We start from the raw sequence: 20848 nt of genomic DNA on the forward strand, positions 1-20848 counted from the left end.
TCCGGAACGACTCCCCTACCCCTTCAGACCATCGTCGCCCACCGGCGCCAGGCTGGCCGACGGTTGATGGCTGCCGCCGCGCAGCGCCGCCGGCGCTGCTGGCACTGCCGGCCGCAGCAGGAAGTGGCCCAGCGCCGGCAGCAGCACCAGCGCGCCGATCATATTCAGCAGGAACATGAAGGCGAGCAGGATGCCCATGTCGGCCTGAAATTTAATCGGCGAAAAGACCCAGGTCGCCACACCGACGGCCAGCGTGACGCCGGTCAGCATCACCACCTTGCCGGTGAAGAGCAGCGCGCGGTAGTAGGCCTCGGACAGGCTCGCGCCCTCCTTCATGCGCCCCTGCACGACGCTCAGGATGTAGAGCGCATAGTCGACCCCGATGCCGACGCCGAGCGCGATCACCGGCAGGGTCGCGACCTTCACGCCGATGCCCAGGCCCACCATCAGCGCCTCGGCCAGGATCGAGGTCAGCATCAGCGGCAGCACCGCCACCACCACCGCGCGCCAGGAGCGGAAGGTGATGAAACAGAGCAGGGTCACGGCGCCGTACACCAGGAACAGCATCTCGTACCAGGCGCGCTTGACCACGATGTTGGTGGCGGCCTCGATGCCGGCGCTGCCGGCCGCCTGCAGGAACTGGATGTCGGCGGTGTCGTTGGCGGCGGCGAAGGCGTCGACGGTGGCGACCACGCGGTTCAGCGTATCGGCGCGGTGGTCCTGCAGGTAGACGTACATCGTGAGCAGCCCGCAGGATTCGTTGTACAGGCCGCGCGGCGCGCCGGCGGTGACCGAATTGAGCATGTCCTGGTTCTTCACCAGTTCATACCATTTCGGATTCGCCTCGTTCAGGCCGCTCAGCATGCGCCGGTTCAGCAGCGCCAGCGTGTTGACCGACTCGACGCCATCGAGCTGGCGCAGCTGCCAGTCGAGCGCGTCGACGCGTTTGAGCACCTCGTAGTTGGAGCAGCCGCCGTTGTCGGGCGTTTTGACCATCACGGCGAAGACGTCGCTGCTGGCGCCGTAGTGCTGGCTGATGAAGGCGACGTCGCGGTTGTAGCGCGAATCCGGCCGCAGTTCCGGCGCGCCGGGATCGAGGTCGCCGATCTTCAGGTGGTGGCCGATCGCCATGCCGCCGGCCGCCAGCAGGCAGGCGCAGGCCACGGCCGCGCCGGCCCAGGGCTTGCGGGTGAACAGGTCGAGGAAGCGCCACAGGCCTTCCTTGCAGCCGTCCGCGCTGGTGGCGTCTTCGGTGCGCAGGCTGCGCGCGGCCGCCTTGGCGCTGACCCCGGTGTAGGACAGCAGGATCGGCAGCAGGATCAGGTTGGTGAAGATCAGCGCCGCCACGCCGATGCTGGCGGCGATCGCCAGCTCCTTGATCGCCTGGATGTCGATCATCAGCAGCACCGCGAAGCCGACCGCATCGGCCAGCAGCGCCGTCAGGCCGGCCAGGAACAGGCGCCGGAAGGTGCAGCGCGCCGCCACCAGCTTGTGCGCGCCGCGTCCGATGTCCTGCATGATGCCGTTCATCTTCTGGGCGCCGTGGCTCATGCCGATCGCGAAGATCAGGAAGGGCACCAGCAGCGAGTAAGGGTCGAGCGCAAAGCCGAGGGTCGGCAGCAGGCCCAGTTGCCATACCACCGCGACCAGGGAACTGAGCACCACCAGCATGGTCGAGCGTACGCAGCGGGTGTACCAGAACACCATGGCGGCGGCGATCGCGATCGCGGCGGCGAAGAACAGCAGCACCTGCTGCAGGCCGTCGATCAGGTCGCCGACGATCTTGGCGAAGCCGGTGATGTGCAGGCGCACGCCCTGCGGTTCGTAGTCGGCGCGGATCTTCTCGAGCGCGGCGGACAGGGCTTCGTAATCGAGCGGCCGGCCCTGGGCATCGACCGACAGCAGCGGCACGTAGATGACGCTCGAGCGTGCATCGCGGGCCACGGTCTGGCCGATCTCGCCGGAGCGGGCGACGTTGGTCGCGAGCTTGCCCAGGCTGTCGGGCGAGCCGTCGTAGCCGTCCGGGATCACCGGTCCGCCCTCGAGCCCATCCTCGGTGACGCCGACCCAGCGCGTATTCGGCGTCCACAGCGACTTCATGAAGGGACGGTCGACGCCGGGCAGCAGGAACACCTCGTCGTTGATCTTCGCCAGCGTCGCCAGGTAGCGCGGATCGTAGATGCTGCCGGCCGGGTTCTCGACCGCGATGCGCACGGCGTTACCCAGGCCGCTCAACTCCTTCTGGTACTTCAGGTAATTTGCGATGTAGGGATGGCCGGTCGGAATCGCCTTCTCGAAGCTGGCGTTCAGGCGCAGCTTGCTGGCCTGGTAGCCGAGCAGGCAGGTCACCAGGGCGCACAGCAGCACCACCACGAGGCGGTGGTTGAACAGCAGGCGTTCGAGGAAGGAACCGGATCGTGGATCGAAGGGCGCGGAATCCGGCGCCGGGCCGGAAGCGCCTTGCTTGCTTGGAGGTGTGGACATCATTTTGCGGCGGAGGAAACGAGGATTGCGCCCGGCTGGGCGGGAAGACGTACGACGCCGGACATGCCGACCGCGACGATCGCGCCGTCGGCCTGGAGCAGGACGTCGCTCAGCGGCGGCAGCGCCGGGGTGTTCAGCACGGAAGCCGGTTGGCCGGCCGTGGCGCGCATCAGCATCCCGGCCTGGTTGGCCATCAGCAGCGTGGCGCCGTGGGCGCGCATGGCGGTGATCGAGACCGGCGCCGGCACGGCCAGCTTGTGCCAGCTCGCGCCCTGGTCGGCGGACTGGAAGGCATTGCCGCCCAGCCCGGCCACCGTCAGTTGGTCGCCGGCGATCGCCAGCGCGAACAGGCTGCCCTTGTAAGGCAGCTCGACCCGCTCGAAGCGTTCGCCGCCGTCGAGCGAGCGCAGCATCAGGCCCTGCTCGCCGGCGATATACACCGCGTTGCCGCGCGCCTGCACCGCGTACATGTGGTTGCCGCGCGGGTTGTCGAGCCGGTGCGAGATCGGGGTCCAGCTGGCGCCGCCGTCGCGCGTGCGGAAGGCCAGGTTGTAGGCGCCGACCACGATGCCGTTGCGCGCATCGCTGAAGTGCAGTGCCAGGAAGGGCTTGTCGGGCCCGTCCGCCACCATGCGCTGGGCTTCGGCCAGGTAGGCTGCGCTGCGTTCGGCGCCGCCGTCCGCTGCCGCGGCCTGGGCTTGCGCGTCGCGCAGCATCAGTTGCGCCGCCTGGGCGCCGTCCAGCTGCCGGGTCCAGGATTCGCCACCGTCGCGGCTGTGCAGGATGACGCCGTAATGGCCCACCGCCCAGCCTTCGGTCGGGGTTGGGAACTGGACCGCGGCCAGGGTCACGCTGGCCGGCACCCTGGCCTGGCGCCAGGTCGCGCCGCCGTCGTCGGACAGGATGACGATGCCGCGCTCGCCGACCGCGACGATGCGCTTGCCGGCCTGGGCGACGCCGGTCAGATAGGCCTTGGCCGGCTGGCGCACGGCCTGGGCGGCGCGCGCGATCGGATCGGCCAGCGGTGTAGCCGATGTGGCCGCGGCTGGCGCCGCGCCCGCCAGGGTACAGGCGCCGGCCGCAGCCAGCGCCAGGATGAAATGCGTGAGATGCATGCGTTGCTCCACGATGCGCTGGCCCGGCCGGGTCAGCGCGCACCGCTGCTGAGCGAATCCGGCGAGAAGGTCGCGTCCGGGTAGCGCGGCATCAGCTTGTACTGCGAGGCCTTTTCGTTCAGGACCTGGTTGGCGAACCATGTGTCGGACAGCAGGTCATAGAAGCCGAAGGTGACGCCGGTGGTCGCCGGCAGGTCCGGCATCGTCACCGGCAGCTGCCACATGGTCTTCCACAGCTGGCCCTTGGCATCCCAGCGGTCGCCGAGCACGGCCATCCAGGTATCTTCGTCCAGGTAGTACCTGCCCTTCGGCGCCACGTGGCGCACGCCCGGCTTGACGTTCGCTTCCACGACCCAGACCCGGTGCAGCTCCCAGCGCACCATGTCCGGATTCAGGTGCTTGGCGTTGATCAGGTCCATGTCCTTGCCGCCCAGCGAGCGGTTGGTGTTATAGGGGATGAGCATCTCCTTCTTGCCGACCAGCTTCCAGTCGAAGCGGTCGAGGCGCCCGGCGAACACGCTGACTTCGTCGAAGCTCATCACGCCGGCGGTGGCCGGGGTCGGCGTGTCGCAGCAGGCGTTCGGCAGCTTGCGGGTGCGGCGCTGGCCGGCCAGGTAGGCGTAGCCGAGGTCGCGCTCCGAGTCCAGGTTCAGGCGGCCCAGGATGGCCTCGCCGGCGCGGATCGGCGGTCCGGCGTTGACCAGACGCAGATTCCAGTAGTTGCCGTTGGCCGATTCCGGCGTGCCGTCCTTGAAGTAGTAAGGCATGCTCTGGTCGGCGATGCCGTCGACCGTCATCACCGGCTTGCCGGCGGCGGTGACCAGGTAGGCGCGGTTGTCGAACTGCCAGTTCTCGCCGCGCCAGGACAGCAGGTGGTTCCACATCGCCTCGGCGCCATCCTTCGGGATCGGGAACGGAATGCCGCCATACGCGCCGACCGGGATCTGGCGCTCGTTCAGCTTGGCCGCGCCGGCGTTCTTGCGCGTGTTCTCATAAACCCATTGCGGCGCCGCGGCGCTGCGGTGGGTCGGATAGACGTCGATGCGGTAGCTGGCGTGCTTCTTGAGCATGGCCTTGGCGCCGTCGCTCAGCTTGTCGGCGTATTGCTCCATGTTCCTGGCGGTGATCGAATACAGCGGCTTCTCGCCCGCGTACGGGTCCTGGTCGCGCCGTCCGCCAGCCTTGAAGCCGGCCGGCGCCTTGGTCAGGCCGCCGTCCCAGGCCGGAATGCTGCCGTCCTTGTTGCCGGCCTTTTCGGCGCCGAGCGGGGTCAGGGTCTTGCCGAGTTTGGCGGCTTCTTCGGCGCCGACGGCGGCGGCGGCCATGCCGTGGATGCCGGCCAGGCCGATGCCTGCCGCGACGATTGCTCGCTTGATGTTCATGTGTCTGTCTCCATGTTGATTAGAATGTGCGGCGCAGCGAGACCGAGGCGAAATCGCGGTCCTTCAGCGCCTGCTTGTAGGTGTAGACGGCGCCGCCGCCCGGGCCCGGGATCGCGGTCGGCGCGGCGGCCCCGTAGTAGTGGGTGACGCTCAGGCTGAAATGCCAGGTGTCTTCATAGCGCCCGCCGATGCCGAAGCTGATATCGCCGCCCTTGTCGGGGCCGAACACCGAGCCGAACACGCCCGACTTGCCCTTCGGCGTGTAGCCGATACCGAGCGGCAGGTCGATGTCCAGGCCCGGACGCAGCTGGCGGTAGGTCGGGGTGTAGACGAAGCGCATGCCCCAGGCGTCGCGGCTGGCGTTCGGATCGAGGTGGTCGGCGTGCGACGTGATGCTGGTGACGCGGTTCCAGGCGATTTCGCCGAGCAGCGTCGATTCCTGCGAAATGAAGTTCGGCGACAGCGAGGCCAGGGTCGAGATGTTCAGGTGGGCGGTGCGGCCCAGCGGGTAGACGGTGTTGTCGCGGTTGTCGGAAGGCGCCGCCGGGCCGCCGAAGGCTGCCGGCACGATGCCGTACAGGTCGACCGAGCCGGCGTGGCTGAGCGGCTGGTTGCGACGCACCGAGGCTTCCGCCGAGAGGTTGAATTCGCCGATCGTGCGCGATGCGCTGACGCCGAAGGTGCGGATGCCTTCGTGGTAGTAGTAGCGGAAAGTCGCCGGATAGGGTCCGGTGGGCGACTGCGCCATGCCCATCACGATGTCGGGCGATTTGCTGTTGTAGCGCGCCGCGTAGAAGCCGAGGTCGATGTCGCTGCCCTCGGGCGACCATTTCAGCTGGATGCCGCCCTGCCCCGAGTTCCTGGCGTTGACATCGCCGGTGTACAGGCTGCGCGGCGCCGGCGGCGCGCCGAGGATCAGGCTTTCGCGGCCCGGGCCGATGTTGTCGCCGGTGCTGAAGTAGCTGCCGGAGGCCGGCAGCCGGTTCGGCTCCCACTCGTACTGGTAGTAGCCGCCGAGCGTGAGGTTGGAGGACAGCTGGACCTGGCCCGACACCTGCCCGACCGGGCGGATCAGCTCCTTGAACGGGGTGTTCGGGACCGACTGGCCCTTCAGCACGTCGATCGGCTGCTGGGCCGCCGCGATGCCGTTCATGCCGTAGAACAGGGTCTCGCCATAGACCAGGGCGTGGCGCCCGACCCGCAGCGCCACCGGCATCGATCCGAGCTGGCCGTTGGCGAACACGAAGGCTTCGAGCAGCTCGCCCTTGCGGCCGTGCAGCGTGCGCGCCGCGTCGGTGAACTCCGTGTACGGCACCGACAACGCGTTATAGGTGAAGGGCGAATCGTTGTCGGTGTGGCGGTTGTACACCGAGTCGTACCAGGCTGCCCCGCTCACGCGCGCACCGACGTTCTTGTAGGTCAGGTCCATCTCCGACAGCAGGTCGACGCGGTTGGAGATCAAGCCCTTGCCGAAGTTGCGGTCGCCGTCGTCGCCGTTGGCGGCATCGGGACCGTCCGCCAGTACCGCGCTGCGCTCCTTCAGGCGGAATGCGGCGCTGTACTTGAGCGTGTTATCCCAGCGCAGCTTCAGGTCCGGATTGCCGGTAGCGATGTCGGCGGCGCCGGCGTCCTGCAGGGTCAGTAGTGCGCCGAATGCCAGCGCCAGCAGCAGTACCGGGCGGCTTGCTTGTCCGGGGTGCGAGCGGTCGTGAGGGCTTGCCAGATGGGTCATTGTGTCTCCAGTCGGGTTATTGTGTGCAGCTTGTGTGCGCTGCTTTGGTGGAAACGATCATATCGACGAACACGGCCTCGATAAAATTGATTCTTCCGATTCGAGCCAACGGAAACACCGATACCTTGGACGCCGGCCGCGCATGTGCATACGCCCCGCCCACCCCTTCGGGTGCGCAGGGCACAAAGCTGGCGTGGCCGGGTCAGGAGTGCGACAGCACGGCGTCGCCGCTGCGGCGCGGCAGGAAGCAGACGACCGCGCAGGCCGCGATGGCAACGGCGGCGAAGCCCAGGCTGGAATAGCCGGCCAGCTTGACCAGGGTGCCGCCGAGCAGCGGCCCCACCGCGGCCCCGATCATCACCATGGCCGGGGTGGCGCCCACCGCGCGGCCGCTCGGATCGAGCGCGGCCAGCAGGCCGAAGGCGAAGGTGTGCGTAAAGATCATCACCGCCGCAAAGAACAGGGCCCCTGTCGCATAGGGCGGGAAGGCCTCGCTTTGCGTGAGCAGCAGGGCCAGCACCGCCTGCAGGACCGGGCCGCAGACCAGCACCGTGCGCGGGTTCAGGCGGCGCTGCAGGAACGCGGCAAGCGGCGCCGGCAGCAGGTTGACGAAGCCGAGCGCGATCAGGACGCCACCCACTGCCGCCGCGCCGTAGCCGCGGTCGGCGCCGATGCGCTCGACGAAGGCGAACATCATTGCCTGCGTCAGCGCCATGCAGCTGATGCCGGCGGCCACCAGCCAGACCGCGCGCGGCAAGCCGCGCTGTGCGGCAGGCGCCGCGGCGGTACGTGGACGGGCGGTGGGAAAGCCCAGCGCGGCTGCGCAAGCGGCGCAGGCCATGACGCCGCCAAAAGTCCAGAACAGCGCCGGCGCGCCGACCGCAGCCACGATGTTCGGGACCGCGCCCATGAAGGCAACGGCGAATACGCCCAGGGCGAAACCGACGATCGCGAACAGGCGGTGCGGATTGCTGCTGCAGCCGATGGCGGCGTGGGTCAGGCTCAGGGCGGTGCCGGCGGCCAGGCCGGCCGCCAGGTGCAGCAGCGCCATCAGCGCGAAGGTCTTGACCAGCGCGACCGCAGCGAAGGCGCAGGCCGCGATGGCGAAGCTGACGGCAGCGACGGCACGCGCCGGCAGCCGGTCCGAACGCGGCGCCACCAGCGCGCTCGCCGACACCGCGCCGATCAGGAACAGGGTGGCCAGGCCGCCGGCCTGTTGCGGGTCGAGGCCGTAGCCGGCGATCAGGACCCCGACCCAGACCGGCAGCGCCACCAGGTCGACCATCCCGGCGCAGTGCGCCACCATCAGGGCGGCGCGTGCGCCCCAGCTTTCCGAACTCTTTACCATGCCTGTCTCCTCGGTGCGTGTGCGTGCTGGCTGCCGGGCCGGCAGCCGCCGCCACATTGTCGATTCCCTAATGTAGCGGCTGTCCGGCACCCCTTACAAATCGGACCTTTCGATTGCAGGTATCGAGACGACGAATAGCTGGCGCCCTCCCCCTCAGGCGGATGCCGGCACCCGCCGCGTCGCCAGGAAGGCTTCCAGGCTTTCGCCGCGCATGCTGGCGTAGACCTCCAGGTTCGACATGCGCTGCACCCGCGCGAATTTTTCGAGCACGAAGAAGGACACGCCATACCGGATCAGGCCCAGCCAGTCCCGGGCCCGCACCAGCGCCCTTTCCGGTTCGGTCAGCGCCGCCGCGTCGAAGGCGGCCTCGATGTCCTGCCTCACCAGTTCGCGGAAGTCCGGCTCGCGATGGCGCCAGAAGAAGCGGTTCAGGCCGAGCGCCTTGACGCTGTGTTCGATGTCGAAGGCGTAGGTGCCGGGAATGTCCTCGATGCCCAGCAGCTGCGCGTTGGCCTGGTCCAGCGCGGCCTGCGGCGGCGGCGCCGTGACCTGCTCGTACAGGGCCACCGCCATGTTGGTGGTGGTGGCCAGGTAGTGGTTCTGGTGCAGGCAGCGGATCTGGCCATCCATGGCGCCGCGCATGGCCAGCCACATGATGACTTCCGCGCTTTCCGCGCCGCCGCGGCGGATCAGCTCCGCATGCGTGAGCCCCTTCAGGTAGTCTGGTTCCTCGACGAACAGGCGCAGGAATTCCTCGTCCCAGTCGGTGTCGTTGAAGCCGGTGCGTTCGCCATGGATCTGGTGCGACAGCCCGCCGGTGCCGACCACCACCACCTTCAGGTCTTCCGGGAAGGATTCGATGGCGCGCCGCACCGCCTGCCCCAGCTTGTAGCAGCGCGCGGCGCTCGGCAAGGGATGCTGGAGCACGTTGATGGCGATCGGCAGGATCGCGCCGGGCCAGGCCGGCTCGTGCGGCCATAGCAGCGCCAGCGGCGAATTGCAGCCATGGTCGAGCGGCCGGTCCTGGAACACCGCCATGTCGAATTCCTCGTTCACCAGGCGGTTGGCGACGTGCTCGGCAAGCTTCGCATGGCCCTTGATCGCCGGCAGCGGCCGGCGTCCCGCGCCCTCGTCGGCCATGTCGAATTCCGGCGCCACCCCGATCGCGAAGGTGGGGTAGCAGTCGAAGAAGAAGCTGTTGCCATGGTCGTTGTAGAAGAAGACCAGGACGTCCGGCCGCTGTTCTTCCAGCCATTTCGCGACCGGCTTGTAGCCCTCGAACAGCGGCGCCCAGGCCGGGTCGTGCTGGCGCTTCCTGTCGTAGGCCAGGCCGATGGTGGGGACGTGGGAGGTCCCGATACCGCCAATGATGTGTGCCATGCTGGCTCCTGCGTTTGATGGATGTGGGTCTTCAGCCGGCTGCGGGTTGCGCTTGTTCGGCCTGGGTCGGAGCGGCGGGCATCCAGAAGCAGCCGCGCCGCTCGGCGAACTTCCAGCCGTCCGGCGTGCGCACGAAGCGGTCGGTGAACACGCCCGGCACCGGCATCGCCGATTGCGCGAGCGTGCCGTCGAGCGGCCGGGCGGCGGACAGCAGCAGGATGCGCGACCTGCCGCGCGCTTCGCTGTCGCTCAGGGCCTCGACCAGGATGTCGCTGCAGACGTGAAAGGTCATGGTGTCGGGCGGCCGCTTGCGGAAGGCCGCCAGGATCGCCTCACGGCCATGGATGCCCTGCGTCGGCGCGGACGGGCGGTACAGGATCGCGTCGTCGGTGAAGAGCGTGCTGAGCTCCTCGAAGCGGCGCTCGTCGTTCAGGTAGGCATAGCGCGACACCAGCTCGCTGCAGGCGCGCTGGATCGATGCTTGGTCATGCATGGACATGGGGTTCCTCGGAGTTCGAAGTGGGGGCCGGCAGGTCCAGCCATTCGCGCAGCGCGCCCAGCACTGCCTGCGGCTGCTCCATCATCGACATGTGGCCGCAGTCCTCGATCAGGCGCAGGACCGCATGCGGCGCCAGCTCGGCCATGCGGCGATGGCGCTCCGGCGGACTCCAGCCGTCCTGCTCGCCGCACAGGATGAGGGTCGGACAAGCGAGGTTCCGCAAGACCGGGGTCGCATCCGGTCGGCTCAGCAGGGCCCGGGTCTGGGCCTGGTAGATCGTGCCCGACATGCGCCCGACCATGTCGAGCATCGGCAGCACCAGGGCCGGATCGGTGCGGCGGCGCGGCGCCAGCATCGGCAGGCCCCAGGTCGCGGCGATCGCATCGATGCCCTCTTCCAGCGCCCGGTCCACCAGCACGGCGCGGCGTGCCGCCTCCCCTTCCGCCGCCGGCTCGAAGCCGGTATTCAACAGGGCCAGGCGCTCGACGCGCGGGCCCGCGCGGCGCACCACCTCGAGCGCGACCCGGCCGCCCATCGAGTGGCCGGCCAGCGCAAAGCGTTCAGGGGCGTGGCGCAGCACGTGCTCGGCCATCGCCTGCAGCGAGTCCTGCTCCACGAAGTGCAGGATCCGTACCTCGTAATCGCGGCGCAGGGCCTCGGCCTGGGCGCGCCACACCACCTCGTCGCACAGCAGGCCGCACAACAGCATCACAGTTGTCATCGACGTGTTTCTCCCCGGCTCAATCGATGTAGCGCAGGCCGGCCTGGGCCAGGGCGCCGCGCATGTCGTACATGTCCAGGCCCAGCACGCCGGCCGCCAGTTGCGCGCGCTTGGCGACCTCCAGCTCTTCGCGCCGCTGGGCCAGTGCCGCCACGCGCGGCGCATCGGCGGCCGGCACCACCGCCACGCCGTCCTCGTCGGCGACGATCACGTCGCCCGGGTTGACCAGCGCGCCGGCGCACAGCACCGGAATGTTGACCGAGCCGAGTGTCGCCTTGATCGTGCCTTTCGCGCTCACGCACTTGCTCCACACCGGAAAGCCCATCTCGCGCAATACCTTCACATCGCGCACGCCGGCGTCGATCACGAGCGCGCGGGCGCCGCGGGCCTGGAAGCTGGTGGCCAGCAGGTCGCCGAAGTAACCGTCGCTGCAGTCGGCCGTGATGGCGGCCACCACGATGTCGCCGGGCTGGATCTGCTCCGCGGCCACGTGCAGCATCCAGTTGTCGCCCGGGTGCAGCAGCACGGTGAGCGCGGTGCCGGCGGCCGCGGCCTGCGGCCAGATCGGACGCAGGTAGGGCTTCATCAGGCCGACCCGGCCCATCGCTTCGTGCACGGTGGCGCTGCCGAAGCGGCCGAGCGCCTCGACGGCGGCGCGGTCGGCGCGCTCGACCTGGCGGCGTACCACGCCCAATTGGTTGTTCAGGGGGATGCTCATCTCAGAGTCCTTTGGCTTGCAGTTGGGCGTCCAGGCGCGGGAACACGGCGCGCGCATTGCCTTCGAAGATGCGGAAGCGCTCCTCGTCGTTCAGCGCGGCGGCCTCGATGTAGCGCCGCGTGTCGTCGTAATGGTGGCCGGTGTCCGGATCGATGCCGCGCACCGCGCCGATCATCTCCGAGGCGAACAGCACGTTCTTCACCGGGATCACGCGGGTCAGCAGGTCGATGCCGGGCTGGTGATAGACGCAGGTATCGAAAAAGATGTTGTCCAGCAGGTGGTCCTGCAGCAGCGGCTTCTTCATCTCCTGGGCCAGGCCGCGGAAGCGCCCCCAGTGGTAGGGCACGGCGCCGCCTCCATGCGGGATCAGGAACTTCAGGGTCGGGAAGTCCTTGAACAGGTCGGCGCTCAGGCATTGCATGAAGGCCGTGGTGTCCGCGTTCAGGTAGTGGGCGCCGGTGGTGTGGAAACAGGGGTTGCAGCTGGTCGAGACGTGGATCATCGCCGGGATCTCGTATTCCACCATCTTCTCGTACAGCGGATACCAGTGGCGGTCCGGCAGCGGCGGCGAGGTCCAGTGCCCGCCCGAGGGATCGGGATTCAGGTTGATGCCGACGAAGCCGTAGTCGCGGATGCAGCGCTCCAGCTCGGGGATGCAGGTCTCCGGCGCCACGCCCGGCGACTGCGGCAGCATCGCCGCGCCCACGAAATGATCGGGGTAGAGCTGGGCCACGCGGGCGCACAGCTCGTTGCAGATCGCGGCCCAGGTGGCGCTGGTCTGGAAGTCGCCGATGTGATGGGCCATGAAGCTGGCGCGCGGCGAAAAGATGGTCAGGTCTGAGCCGCGCGTCTTCATCAGGTGCAGCTGGTTGCTTTCGATCGACTCGCGCAGCTCGTCGTCGGAAATGCGCAGGTCCGCTACCTTCGGTCCCAGCGCCGGTGTGTTCAGGTTGGCGATCTGCAGCTGGCGCCATTGCTCCAGCGCTTTCGGTGCGGTCGTGTAATGACCGTGGCAGTCGATGATCAGGGGTGGACGCATTGCGTGGTTTCCAGTGGCATCAAAGGGTTGCGGGAATCAGGACTTCGCCGCGCATGATCAGGCGCGCGGTGCGCAGCAGGGCCGCGCGGACTACCTGTTGCGGGTCGGAGGAATCGAGTGCGAGTTCGACGCTGAATTCGCCGCTCGGATGCTCGACCGAGACGCGCCGTTCCAGCCCCTCGCCGGCCATTGCCAGGCCGTCGGTCACCGCGCCTTCGAGCACGCAGGCGGTAGCGACCGTGACCGCGGCCAGCACGCCGATCGCGTCGTGGCAGACGTGCGGAATGAAGCAGCGGGTCGCGACCGTCCCGCCCTTGCGCGGCGGCGCGACCAGGCACATCTTCGGGTAGCTCTTGGCACTGACGTCGCCCAGGCCCATCAGGTGGCCGGCAGCCAGGCGCAGGACTTCGAGCGTCGCCTTGAGTTGGGTATCGGCGTTCAGGGCGGCCACGCTTTCGTCGCCGCTGCGCCCGAGGTCGGCGGCGTGCAGCAGCACCATCGGCATGCCGTTGTCGATGCAGGTCACGTCCAGCGCCGCAGGGGCGCCGTCGACGTCCAGCGCGATGCGGTCGCGTACCCGGCCGGTGGGCAGCAAGCCGGCGCAGACCGAACCGGCGGTGTCGAGGAAGTTGATGGCAACCGGTGCCGCCGTGCCGGGCACGCCGTCGATGTGCGCCTCGCCGCCGTAGCGCAGCCTGCGGCCGGGCGTCTGCACCGTGACCTCGCACTGCATGCCGGTGTTGAGCGTGAGGATGCGCGCGCTGGTGCTGCCGTCCTGCAGCGGCAGCAGGCCGCGCTCCAGGGCGAAGGGCAGGACCGCGGCCAGCATGTTGCCGCAGTTCGGCGTCAGGTCCACCTGGTCGGAGGCCGGCTGCAGCTGGGCGAACAGGAAGTCCAGGTCGACGCCCGGCGTGGTGCTGGGACGGACGATGCCGGCCTTGCTGGTGAGCGGATGGGCGCCGCCCAGGCCGTCGATCTGGCGCGGGTCGGGCGAACCGAGCGCCGCCAGCAGCACGCGGTCGCGCGCGGCCGGGTCGGCAGGCAGGTCGGACTCGAGGAAGAAGGGACCGCGCGAGGTGCCCCCGCGCAGCAGCATGCAGGGGATGGCGCGCTGGTCGCTGTCGATATGCGTTGTCATGAGCGTGTGCCTGCGTTTAAAGGTCGAGGACCAGCAGCTTGGTCCTGGCGCGCGAACAGCAGGGCATGAACTGGTCGTTGGCCGCGCGCTCCTCGTCGGTCAGGTAGAGGTCGCGGTGCTCGGGCACGCCGTCCAGCACGCGGGTCAGGCAGGTGCCGCAGACGCCCTCCTCGCAGGAATACGGCAGCTGGATGCCCTGCTCCGCCAGTACCCGGATCACCGAGCGCCCGGCCGGCACCGTGAACACCTGGCCGCTCGAGGCCAGCTTGACTTCGAAAGGCTGGTCGCCCGCGGTATCGATGGCGGCGCCGGCGAAGTACTCGACATGCAGTTGCGCGTCCGGCCAGCCGCGTTCGCGCGCCGCTGCCAGCACGTGCTCGATGAAGCCGGCCGGCCCGCAGACGTAGAGGTGGGTATCGGCCGGCGCCGCCAGCAAGGCCGGCAAGTCGAGCCGCTGCGCCGCGTCGCTGTCGTAATGGAAGTGCACCTGTTCCGCAAAGCTGGACGCCGCGATGCGTTCGCGGAAGGCGGCGCGCTCCGGCGAACGTGCGCAGTAGTGCATCTCGAACGCGGCGCCTTTCGCCGCCAGCGCTTCGGCCATGGCCAGCATGGGCGTGACGCCGATGCCGCCGGCCAGCAGCAGCGTGCGCGGCGCATCGACCAGCGGGAAGTGATTGCGCGGCACGCCAATCGTCAGTACCGAGCCGGCGTGCACCGCGTCGTGCATCGCCGCCGAGCCGCCGCGCGAGCCGGGATCGCGCAGCACGCCGATCAGATAGCGCCGGGTTTCATGCGGCGCATTGCACAGCGAGTACTGGCGCACCAGTCCATCGCCGAGATGGACCTCGATGTGGGCGCCAGCCTCGAACGGCGGCAGCGGCGCCCCATCCACGCGCACCAGTTCATAGCTGCAGATGCCCTCGGCCTCGCACACCTTGGCCGCGACGCGCACGTCGATCGTGCTCATGCGGCCTCCTGCGCCGCGCCTTCGCGCGCCAGCCAGGTATCGATGATCCGGCGCGACTGCACGCCGCCGGCATCGATGTTCAGCATCAGCAGGCGGCGCTCTGGATGGCGCAGGATGTTCTGCTGCTGGCGTTCGAGCATGTCGCGGTCTTCGCCGAAGATCTTGCCCTGCCCTTCGCGGATTTTGGCGGTCAACGCCGCGTCCTCCGGCTGGAAGTTGCGCGCCATGCCCCAGAAATACCAGTGCGAGGTCTCGGTTTCGGGCGTGATGAAGTCGACCACCACGCTCGACACCTTGTGCGCCGGGTCGGCGCGGTAGCCGCCTTTGCCGGCGTGCGCCACCCCGACTTCGATCATCACGTGGCTCGGGGCGCTGAAGCGGCAGATCTGCCAGCGGTCCACCGGCACATCGCCATCCAGGCCGTTCCAGGTCAGGGCCGCGCGCCAGAACGGCGGCGCGCCGACATTGTCCATGAAGCGGCTGGTCACCACCTGCTCGCCCTCGACCCTGGTCGTCACCGGCGCCTCGTCGATCTCCTTTTGGCCGATGCTCGAGGCATGCACATAGGTCTCGTGGGTCAGGTCCATCAGGTTGTCGATCATGAGGCGGTAGTCGCAGTGGATGTGATACAGCCCGCCGCCGTAGGCCCAGCCGGGATTGTCGGCCCACTCGAGGTGGTGGATGGCGGCGGGATCGGCCTTGTCTTTCGCGCCGGGCCAGACCCAGATGAAGCCGTAACGCTCTTCCACCGGATAACTGCGAATGCACGGAAAGCCGCGCACGCGCTGGCCCGGCATGGCGATGGTCTTGCCTTCGCAACCCATCTCGAGGCCGTGATAGCCGCACACCAGCTTGCCGTCGCGGACGAAGCCGAGCGAGAGCGGCGCGCCGCGGTGCGGGCAGAAATCCTCCACCGCGGCGACCTTGCCGCCCTCGCCCCGGTAGAACACGATTTTCTCGCCGCAGATCTGGCGGCCCAGCGGCCCCTCCGCGATCTCGTCCGGGGTGCAGGCCACGTACCATGCGTTTTTCGGGAACATGCTTGTCTCCTTCATTGTTTCCACTTCAGGTGCCGCCGAATATTCAGTACACTGAATGTTTATAAAAATATCGCCCCGCATACATGACCACCGACCACGACCGCCACCTGCTCGACCCCCATGGCCAACCGGGCCACCTGCTGCGCCGCGCCCAGCAAATCTCGGTCTCGCTGTTCTACGACGAACTGGGCGACGCGCTGACGCCGGTCCAATACGCGATCCTCGGCCTGCTGGCGCTGCATCCCGGCATCGACCAGGTCTCGCTGGCGGGCCTGGCGGCGGTCGACACCTCGACCGGCGCCACCGTCTGCGCCCGCCTCGAAGAGAAAGGCCTGCTCGAGCGCAAGATCCTCCCGCACAACCGACGCCAGCGCGCGCTCACCATCACGCCCGAAGGCGCGCGGCTGCTGGCCAGCCTGGAAGCCGGCGCCCTGCGCCTGCGCGAACGCCTGCTTGCGCCGCTCACGCCGGCCGAACAGCACAGCTTCATGAACTTGCTGTCCAAGCTGGTGCGTGAAAATAACGAGCAGAGCCGGGCTCCCCTGTCCATGCCAGGGACTTGAGCGCCGCAGCCTCGGATCCGGACCGGCGCCTTGCCCTCATTCGTCCGGCGCTGCCGGCTCGGCACCGCGCCCGCAGCGGTCCGTCCATTCGAACCAGGTGCAGAGCGGATTGCCGCCGTACAGCACGACGGGACAGAAGGTGGCGAGACCGCAGCCCAGGATCAGAAGCTGCAGTTCCAGGACCGATTCGAACGCGGAAATCAGATTCGGCATGATGGGCCTTTCTCGTGTTGCCACTGCACACCACGGCGATGAGCCGTCTGTTTTTATTGTTCGCTAAGTCCCATCATAAGAACATCGGCGCCGTACTAGAAATCATATTTTTCGTTGCGAGGCATCGATAAAACCGATTGCTGCGATTTCGCGCAGCTTGACCTGGCACGGCCTGCGAGTCCGGGTTTCCCGTGCCGGATTGAATCGCCGATTACATCAGTTTTTCTTCAGCGGCCTGATAAACGGTTTTTACCCTTGGCTGAAAACCGAGGCTGCGTGCAAGCGATCCATCGACGTGGAGATGCCACGGATTTTCCAGTGGTGCGGACGATGGCGGCAGCGATTCGCCAACCAGGGCTGCCAGCTCGTAAATCGAGGTCGGCGCCTCATCGGCAATATTGACGATGCGGCGGTCGAACCTGCCGCTCAAAGCAAGTTGCACCGCTGTGGCGATGTCGCGGTGGTGGATGGTGCTGATTTTTTTGGCCGGATGCCATTGGCCGGCGAGCGCATGCTTGGGCAAGGCGTCGAGATGACCGTCCCCGTCGCCATAGACGAATGGAAAGCGCAGGATGGCCCAATCGAGCCCGCTTTCCCTTAACGCTTTTTCGGCCGCCACCTTGCTGGCCGGATAGGCATGCAGCGGATCGACGGGATCGTCCTCGCGCCCGGGGTGGCTGTTGTTGGCGTCGTAGACGTTGCTGGTACTCGCGAGCACGAAACGGGCCTGTGGCGCATGGGCTTGCGCCGCGGCGATCAGGTTGCGCGTGCCATCGACATTGGTCTTCCAGATCAGATCGGTGTCCTGCGAGCGGAAGACGGCGGCAAGATGAACGATGTCCGAGACGCCTTCCACCGCCCGGGCGAGCGTCGGCGGGTCGAAAAGCTCGCCTGCCACCGGCGTGACGCCGGCAGGCAGCGCTTTGTCGCCGCGCACCAGAGCACGGCAATCGATCCCTGCCGCGACCAGGCGGGGAAGCAGTCGGGCCCCTACCAATCCGGTCACGCCTGTCAGCAAGACTGTCATTTGTCAGCTCCTGTCGATGATGTTTTCGAGTCGTTCGGTCGCGCTCTGGAGAACCTGAATCGCGCCGGCGATGGCGGCTTCATCCATGTCTTCGAACGCGGTATCGTGGATGGCCGTCAGATCGGGCAAGGCCTGCCAGAGCTCCTCACCCGCGTCTGTCAGGCGCAGCAGCTTCTGCCTCTGATCGACGCGGTCCGGCACCTGTTCGACCAGCCCTTTGCGGACCAGTACGGCAACGATCGCGCTGAGCGTTGCGCGCTCGACCTGGAGCGCCTTCACCAGGTCGCGTTGCATGGTCGGGCCGACGTTTTTAAGGCGGTGCAAGATGTACCACTGCGTCGTTCCCAGGTCGTAGGGGCGCAGCATTGCCTCCATCGCGGCGCGACCCGCGAGGTAGCATCGTTTTGTCCAGAAAGCTAGAGCACTGGAATCTGCTTGGGTATATTTGTCAGCCACCTAACAATGATGTTAGGCGCCATACAAAATGTCAAGCGTTTGAACCTGACACCGCCTCAGGCGTTCGCTTGGGGCATCGATATCAGGCGTCTGGCGTAGCGGTATAAAAAAGCGCGATGGTTCGAGAAAACGATCGCTCAAGTTTTCGCAGAACCGGCCGCGCCCTGACTCTGCTCGTCATGCCAACCACCGCCAAGCGCCTTATACAAGGACACTGTCGCCTGCAGACGCTTGAGTTTCAATATCCCGATATCGTTCTGCACGTCCGACAAGGCGCGCTGCGTATCGAGGACCGTCATCAAGTCTTCGGCCCCGGCCTTATATCGGATTTCCGCCAGATCGTAGGCCTGGCGCGCCTCCTCCAGTTCGGTCGTTTTCAGGCGCCGTTGTTCATCCAGGCTGCGGATCTGGCCCAGGGCCGTATCCACTTCGGACAAAGCGGCAATCACCGTCGCCCGATACATCTGGATCAATTCCTGTTTTCGGGCGACGGCCAAGTCCTGCTCCCGCTTCAGACGGCCGCCATCGAAAATCGGCGCCATCAGCGAGGCACTGACATTGGCGAGCAGGTTAGGCGCGTTGAGCAGCGACAGCAAGGCGCTGCTTTGCGCACCCATCGCGCCGGTAAGGTTGATGCTGGGGAAGAGGTTGGCCCGAGCCACGGCGACATTCGCATCGGCGGCCGCCAGACTCGCCTCGGCGCGGCGGATATCGGGCCGGCGCGACAGGAGCTCGGACGGCACGCCCGGGGACACTTCGGGCAAGGTGATCGTGTCCAGCCCCTGCTCGCCGACGGAGAAGGTCTGCGGCGTTTTGCCGAGCAGGATGGCCAAGGCCGCCTGCGCTTCGCGCTCCTGCTGCATCAGCTCGGGGATCGCCGATTTCTGCTGCGCCACGGCGGAGCGCTGGCGTGCCAGGTCGAGCGATGAGGCGGCGCCTGCGCGCTTTTGCGCCTCCACCAGGGTCAGGACATGCTCGGCATTCGCAACGTGCCCGCGCGCGACAGCAATGCGGTCGCGCAGCGACAATATTTGCAGATAGGTCGAGACGATGCCGCTGGTGACCGTCAATGCCACGGTTTGGCGATCGAAGCGGTTGGCCTCCAGCGACGCTTCCGCGGACGCCACCCCCGCCTTGTTCTTGCCCCAGAAATCGACTTCGTAAGAAACCAGCAAGCCGCTGTCGGCGGAGGTACTCGCACCGCCCCGCCTGATCGGTACCGAGCGGCTTGCGTCGCTGTAAAAGCTCGCAGTGGGCAGCAGCGACACGCCGGCAATGCGCGCCTCGGCTTCGGCCTGCCGCACGCGCGCGAGTGCGCCCGCGAGCTCCAGATTATTGGACTGGCCTTCATCGACCAGATGCGTCAGTTCGGGGCTGCCAAATCGCTGCCACCAATGCTTGTCGGGCCACTCCTGGTGGTTCGCCGTTTCGCCGAGAGTCCAGGCGGCAGGCACATCGACCTTGGGCGGCGGCTCCACGATGGGCGCACGGCTGGCGCAGCCGCTCAGGATGGCGCACGCCAGGCCGAGCAGAAGCGCCGATGCTGCCGGCCTGCGGCGAAATGCCGGCTTCGGAAGGGAATGTGTCATCTGCATGCCTCAGGAGCCCGATGCCACAGCCGGCGTCGTTCCTGCATCGGCGGCGGCCGGCATCGCAAGCACATCGGGCACGGGACCGACCAGCACCTTGTCGCCTTCGGCCAAGCCCGAAAGGATCTGGACCTGTTGCGCATTGCGCAGTCCAAGCTTTACCTTGCGGGCACTCACGCGCTGGGCGGCGTCGACGACCTTAAGCTTGTACAGGCCGTCTTCGTCCGGCGTCCCCAGGCAATTTGCCGGCAGCAGCAGCGCATCGCGCGCCTGTGCGACAACGAACTGCACCTGCGCACTCATGCCGCTCATCAGTTCGTGATCCGGATTCTTGACCTCGAACAGGACAATATAAAAGGCTTGCTTGCCCTGCTCGCCCGTGCCGTCGGCCGGGATGGGAATGACCTGGCGCAGCTTGCCCGACCAGCGTTTGCCGGGATAGCCGGGGGTTGTGAAGCTCGCTGCCATACCGGTCCGCAAGCGCGTCACATCGTCTTCCGCAACGCGCGCAGCCACCGTCATTTCCGACAGGTCGGCAATCCGGAGCAAGGGCGCGGCTGCTTGCGCGGTGCTCAGCATTTGTCCCGGGCGCGCGGCCAGCGACACCACGGTTCCGGCAATCGACGACCTGACCATCGTTTTCTGGCGCGCTTCCTCATCGATTTTCAGGGTCGCCTCGAGTTCGTGGATCTGCGCGGTGATCGAATCGACGCGCGCGCTTGCCGAGGACGCGTTCATGCGCGCCGATTCGAAGGCTTCCTCGCGGGTGGCGTTCTGCGCTTTCAGTTGCGTCTGCCGCTTGAACTGGAGCTGGGCGAACTCGAGTTGTGCGCGCTGGTCGGTGAGTTCGGCCTGCAGCCGGGCCATCTGGGCGCGATTGCTTTCGACTTTGGCCGGCTGTTGGGTCGGGGTGATTTCGAGCAGAGCCTGGTCGGCCTTGACCGTGTCGCCGATGGATACCAGGACGTCTTTCACCTGTCCGCCGATCTGGGGATAGATGTCGGCCCATTTACGGAGTTGAAGCTTGCCGCTTGCCTCGACGGTTTGCTGGATGTCGCCGCGATGCGCGGTGACGGTGTCCAGCTTGAGCTGTGCGGCTGGAGCGGCGGGCGCCGCCGACTTGTTCGCTTGTGCGAACGCCGGATTGGCGCCCAGCACGGCGGCCAGCGACAGGAGCGCCGCAGCCACGGCACGGGAGGATGCACGGTACGTGCGATCGGCCACTGGGGAAGTGAGGTCTTGTCGATCCGCAGCCATAGAACTAGATCACAAAAATTCCCAGTATACACACATACCGGCAAGCGGCTGAGCGCATTGGAGAACTTCAGCAGGAAGTCGAGGCTGACGCTGCCTTCAGGCCAAGGGAACAAGACGATCTGCCGAGCGAGCTTGTAGAGCAGTTTTTTGCCACCAAAAGCAAAAAGCCCGCCGAGTATC

19 protein-coding genes are annotated in these 20848 nt (G+C 67.3%); 1 reads left to right on the top strand and 18 read right to left on the bottom strand.

Translation table 11 applies throughout. The annotated features are described in order from the left end of the window. Positions 1–15 precede the first annotated feature (15 nt). The 13 genes from NX782_RS24705 to NX782_RS24765 form a co-directional block, all read right to left on the bottom strand. Positions 16–2484 carry an efflux RND transporter permease subunit gene (locus NX782_RS24705; RefSeq protein ID WP_258848154.1) on the bottom strand — a complete coding sequence of 823 codons (2469 nt, stop codon included), beginning with the start codon at positions 2482–2484 and terminating at the stop codon, positions 16–18. Continuing rightward, positions 2484–3599 carry a WD40/YVTN/BNR-like repeat-containing protein gene (locus NX782_RS24710; protein ID WP_258848155.1) on the bottom strand — a complete coding sequence of 372 codons (1116 nt, stop codon included), beginning with the start codon at positions 3597–3599 and terminating at the stop codon, positions 2484–2486. Before NX782_RS24710 ends, NX782_RS24705 begins: the two co-directional genes overlap by 1 nt. Before the next feature lie 32 nt (positions 3600–3631). Next, positions 3632–4981, bottom strand: coding sequence for a DUF1329 domain-containing protein (locus NX782_RS24715; RefSeq protein WP_258848156.1), 1350 nt, complete (start codon positions 4979–4981; stop codon positions 3632–3634). A gap of 19 nt (positions 4982–5000) precedes the next feature. After that, complete coding sequence (locus NX782_RS24720) at positions 5001–6713, bottom strand: DUF1302 domain-containing protein (RefSeq protein WP_258848157.1); 1713 nt, start codon at positions 6711–6713, stop codon at positions 5001–5003. A gap of 202 nt (positions 6714–6915) precedes the next feature. Then, a complete protein-coding gene (locus tag NX782_RS24725; RefSeq protein ID WP_258848158.1) occupies positions 6916–8061 on the bottom strand; it encodes an MFS transporter in 1146 nt (381 codons plus the stop codon). A gap of 153 nt (positions 8062–8214) precedes the next feature. Next, positions 8215–9441, bottom strand: coding sequence for a gallate dioxygenase (locus NX782_RS24730; protein ID WP_258848159.1), 1227 nt, complete (start codon positions 9439–9441; stop codon positions 8215–8217). Between the two features lie 31 nt (positions 9442–9472). Continuing rightward, positions 9473–9934, bottom strand: coding sequence for a nuclear transport factor 2 family protein (locus tag NX782_RS24735; protein WP_258848160.1), 462 nt, complete (start codon positions 9932–9934; stop codon positions 9473–9475). Next, positions 9927–10661 (bottom strand): alpha/beta fold hydrolase, encoded by a 735-nt coding sequence (locus NX782_RS24740; RefSeq protein WP_258848161.1) that lies wholly within the window; start codon positions 10659–10661, stop codon positions 9927–9929. The genes NX782_RS24735 and NX782_RS24740 overlap by 8 nt, the downstream gene beginning before the upstream one ends. A 19-nt stretch (positions 10662–10680) precedes the next feature. After that, positions 10681–11379, bottom strand: a complete 699-nt coding sequence (locus NX782_RS24745) for a 4-carboxy-4-hydroxy-2-oxoadipate aldolase/oxaloacetate decarboxylase (protein WP_258848162.1) — start codon at positions 11377–11379, stop codon at positions 10681–10683. A gap of 1 nt (position 11380) precedes the next feature. Beyond that, a complete protein-coding gene (locus NX782_RS24750; protein WP_258848174.1) occupies positions 11381–12406 on the bottom strand; it encodes an amidohydrolase family protein in 1026 nt (341 codons plus the stop codon). 31 nt (positions 12407–12437) lie between these two features. Then, positions 12438–13556 carry a 4-oxalomesaconate tautomerase gene (locus NX782_RS24755; RefSeq protein WP_258848163.1) on the bottom strand — a complete coding sequence of 373 codons (1119 nt, stop codon included), beginning with the start codon at positions 13554–13556 and terminating at the stop codon, positions 12438–12440. Positions 13557–13572: 16 nt separating this feature from the next. Next, positions 13573–14523 carry a PDR/VanB family oxidoreductase gene (locus NX782_RS24760; RefSeq protein WP_258848164.1) on the bottom strand — a complete coding sequence of 317 codons (951 nt, stop codon included), beginning with the start codon at positions 14521–14523 and terminating at the stop codon, positions 13573–13575. Further along, positions 14520–15563: a Rieske 2Fe-2S domain-containing protein gene (locus NX782_RS24765; RefSeq protein WP_258848165.1), complete on the bottom strand. Its 1044-nt coding sequence runs from the start codon at positions 15561–15563 to the stop codon at positions 14520–14522. Before NX782_RS24765 ends, NX782_RS24760 begins: the two co-directional genes overlap by 4 nt. An 83-nt stretch (positions 15564–15646) precedes the next feature. Here NX782_RS24765 and NX782_RS24770 point away from each other — a divergent pair, with 83 nt between their 5' ends. Next, positions 15647–16126, top strand: a complete 480-nt coding sequence (locus tag NX782_RS24770; RefSeq protein ID WP_258848166.1) for a MarR family winged helix-turn-helix transcriptional regulator — start codon at positions 15647–15649, stop codon at positions 16124–16126. Positions 16127–16162: 36 nt separating this feature from the next. Here the strand turns inward: NX782_RS24770 and NX782_RS24775 are convergent, their stop codons facing one another. The 5 genes from NX782_RS24775 to NX782_RS24795 all read right to left on the bottom strand — a co-directional run bounded on the left by NX782_RS24775 (position 16163) and on the right by NX782_RS24795 (position 20635). Then, positions 16163–16339 (bottom strand): hypothetical protein, encoded by a 177-nt coding sequence (locus NX782_RS24775; RefSeq protein WP_258848167.1) that lies wholly within the window; start codon positions 16337–16339, stop codon positions 16163–16165. Positions 16340–16550: 211 nt separating this feature from the next. Beyond that, positions 16551–17366 carry an NAD-dependent epimerase/dehydratase family protein gene (locus NX782_RS24780; protein WP_258848168.1) on the bottom strand — a complete coding sequence of 272 codons (816 nt, stop codon included), beginning with the start codon at positions 17364–17366 and terminating at the stop codon, positions 16551–16553. A 3-nt stretch (positions 17367–17369) separates the two neighbouring features. Further along, positions 17370–17732 carry a MarR family winged helix-turn-helix transcriptional regulator gene (locus NX782_RS24785; protein ID WP_258848169.1) on the bottom strand — a complete coding sequence of 121 codons (363 nt, stop codon included), beginning with the start codon at positions 17730–17732 and terminating at the stop codon, positions 17370–17372. 227 nt (positions 17733–17959) lie between these two features. Continuing rightward, on the bottom strand, positions 17960–19411 hold the full coding sequence (locus tag NX782_RS24790) for an efflux transporter outer membrane subunit (RefSeq protein ID WP_258848170.1): 1452 nt from the start codon (positions 19409–19411) through the stop codon (positions 17960–17962). Positions 19412–19420: 9 nt separating this feature from the next. Continuing rightward, on the bottom strand, positions 19421–20635 hold the full coding sequence (locus tag NX782_RS24795; protein ID WP_258848171.1) for an efflux RND transporter periplasmic adaptor subunit: 1215 nt from the start codon (positions 20633–20635) through the stop codon (positions 19421–19423). Positions 20636–20848: the final 213 nt, after the last annotated feature.

The organism is Massilia norwichensis (assembly GCF_024753245.1).
Lineage (GTDB): Bacteria > Pseudomonadota > Gammaproteobacteria > Burkholderiales > Burkholderiaceae_D > Telluria > Telluria norwichensis.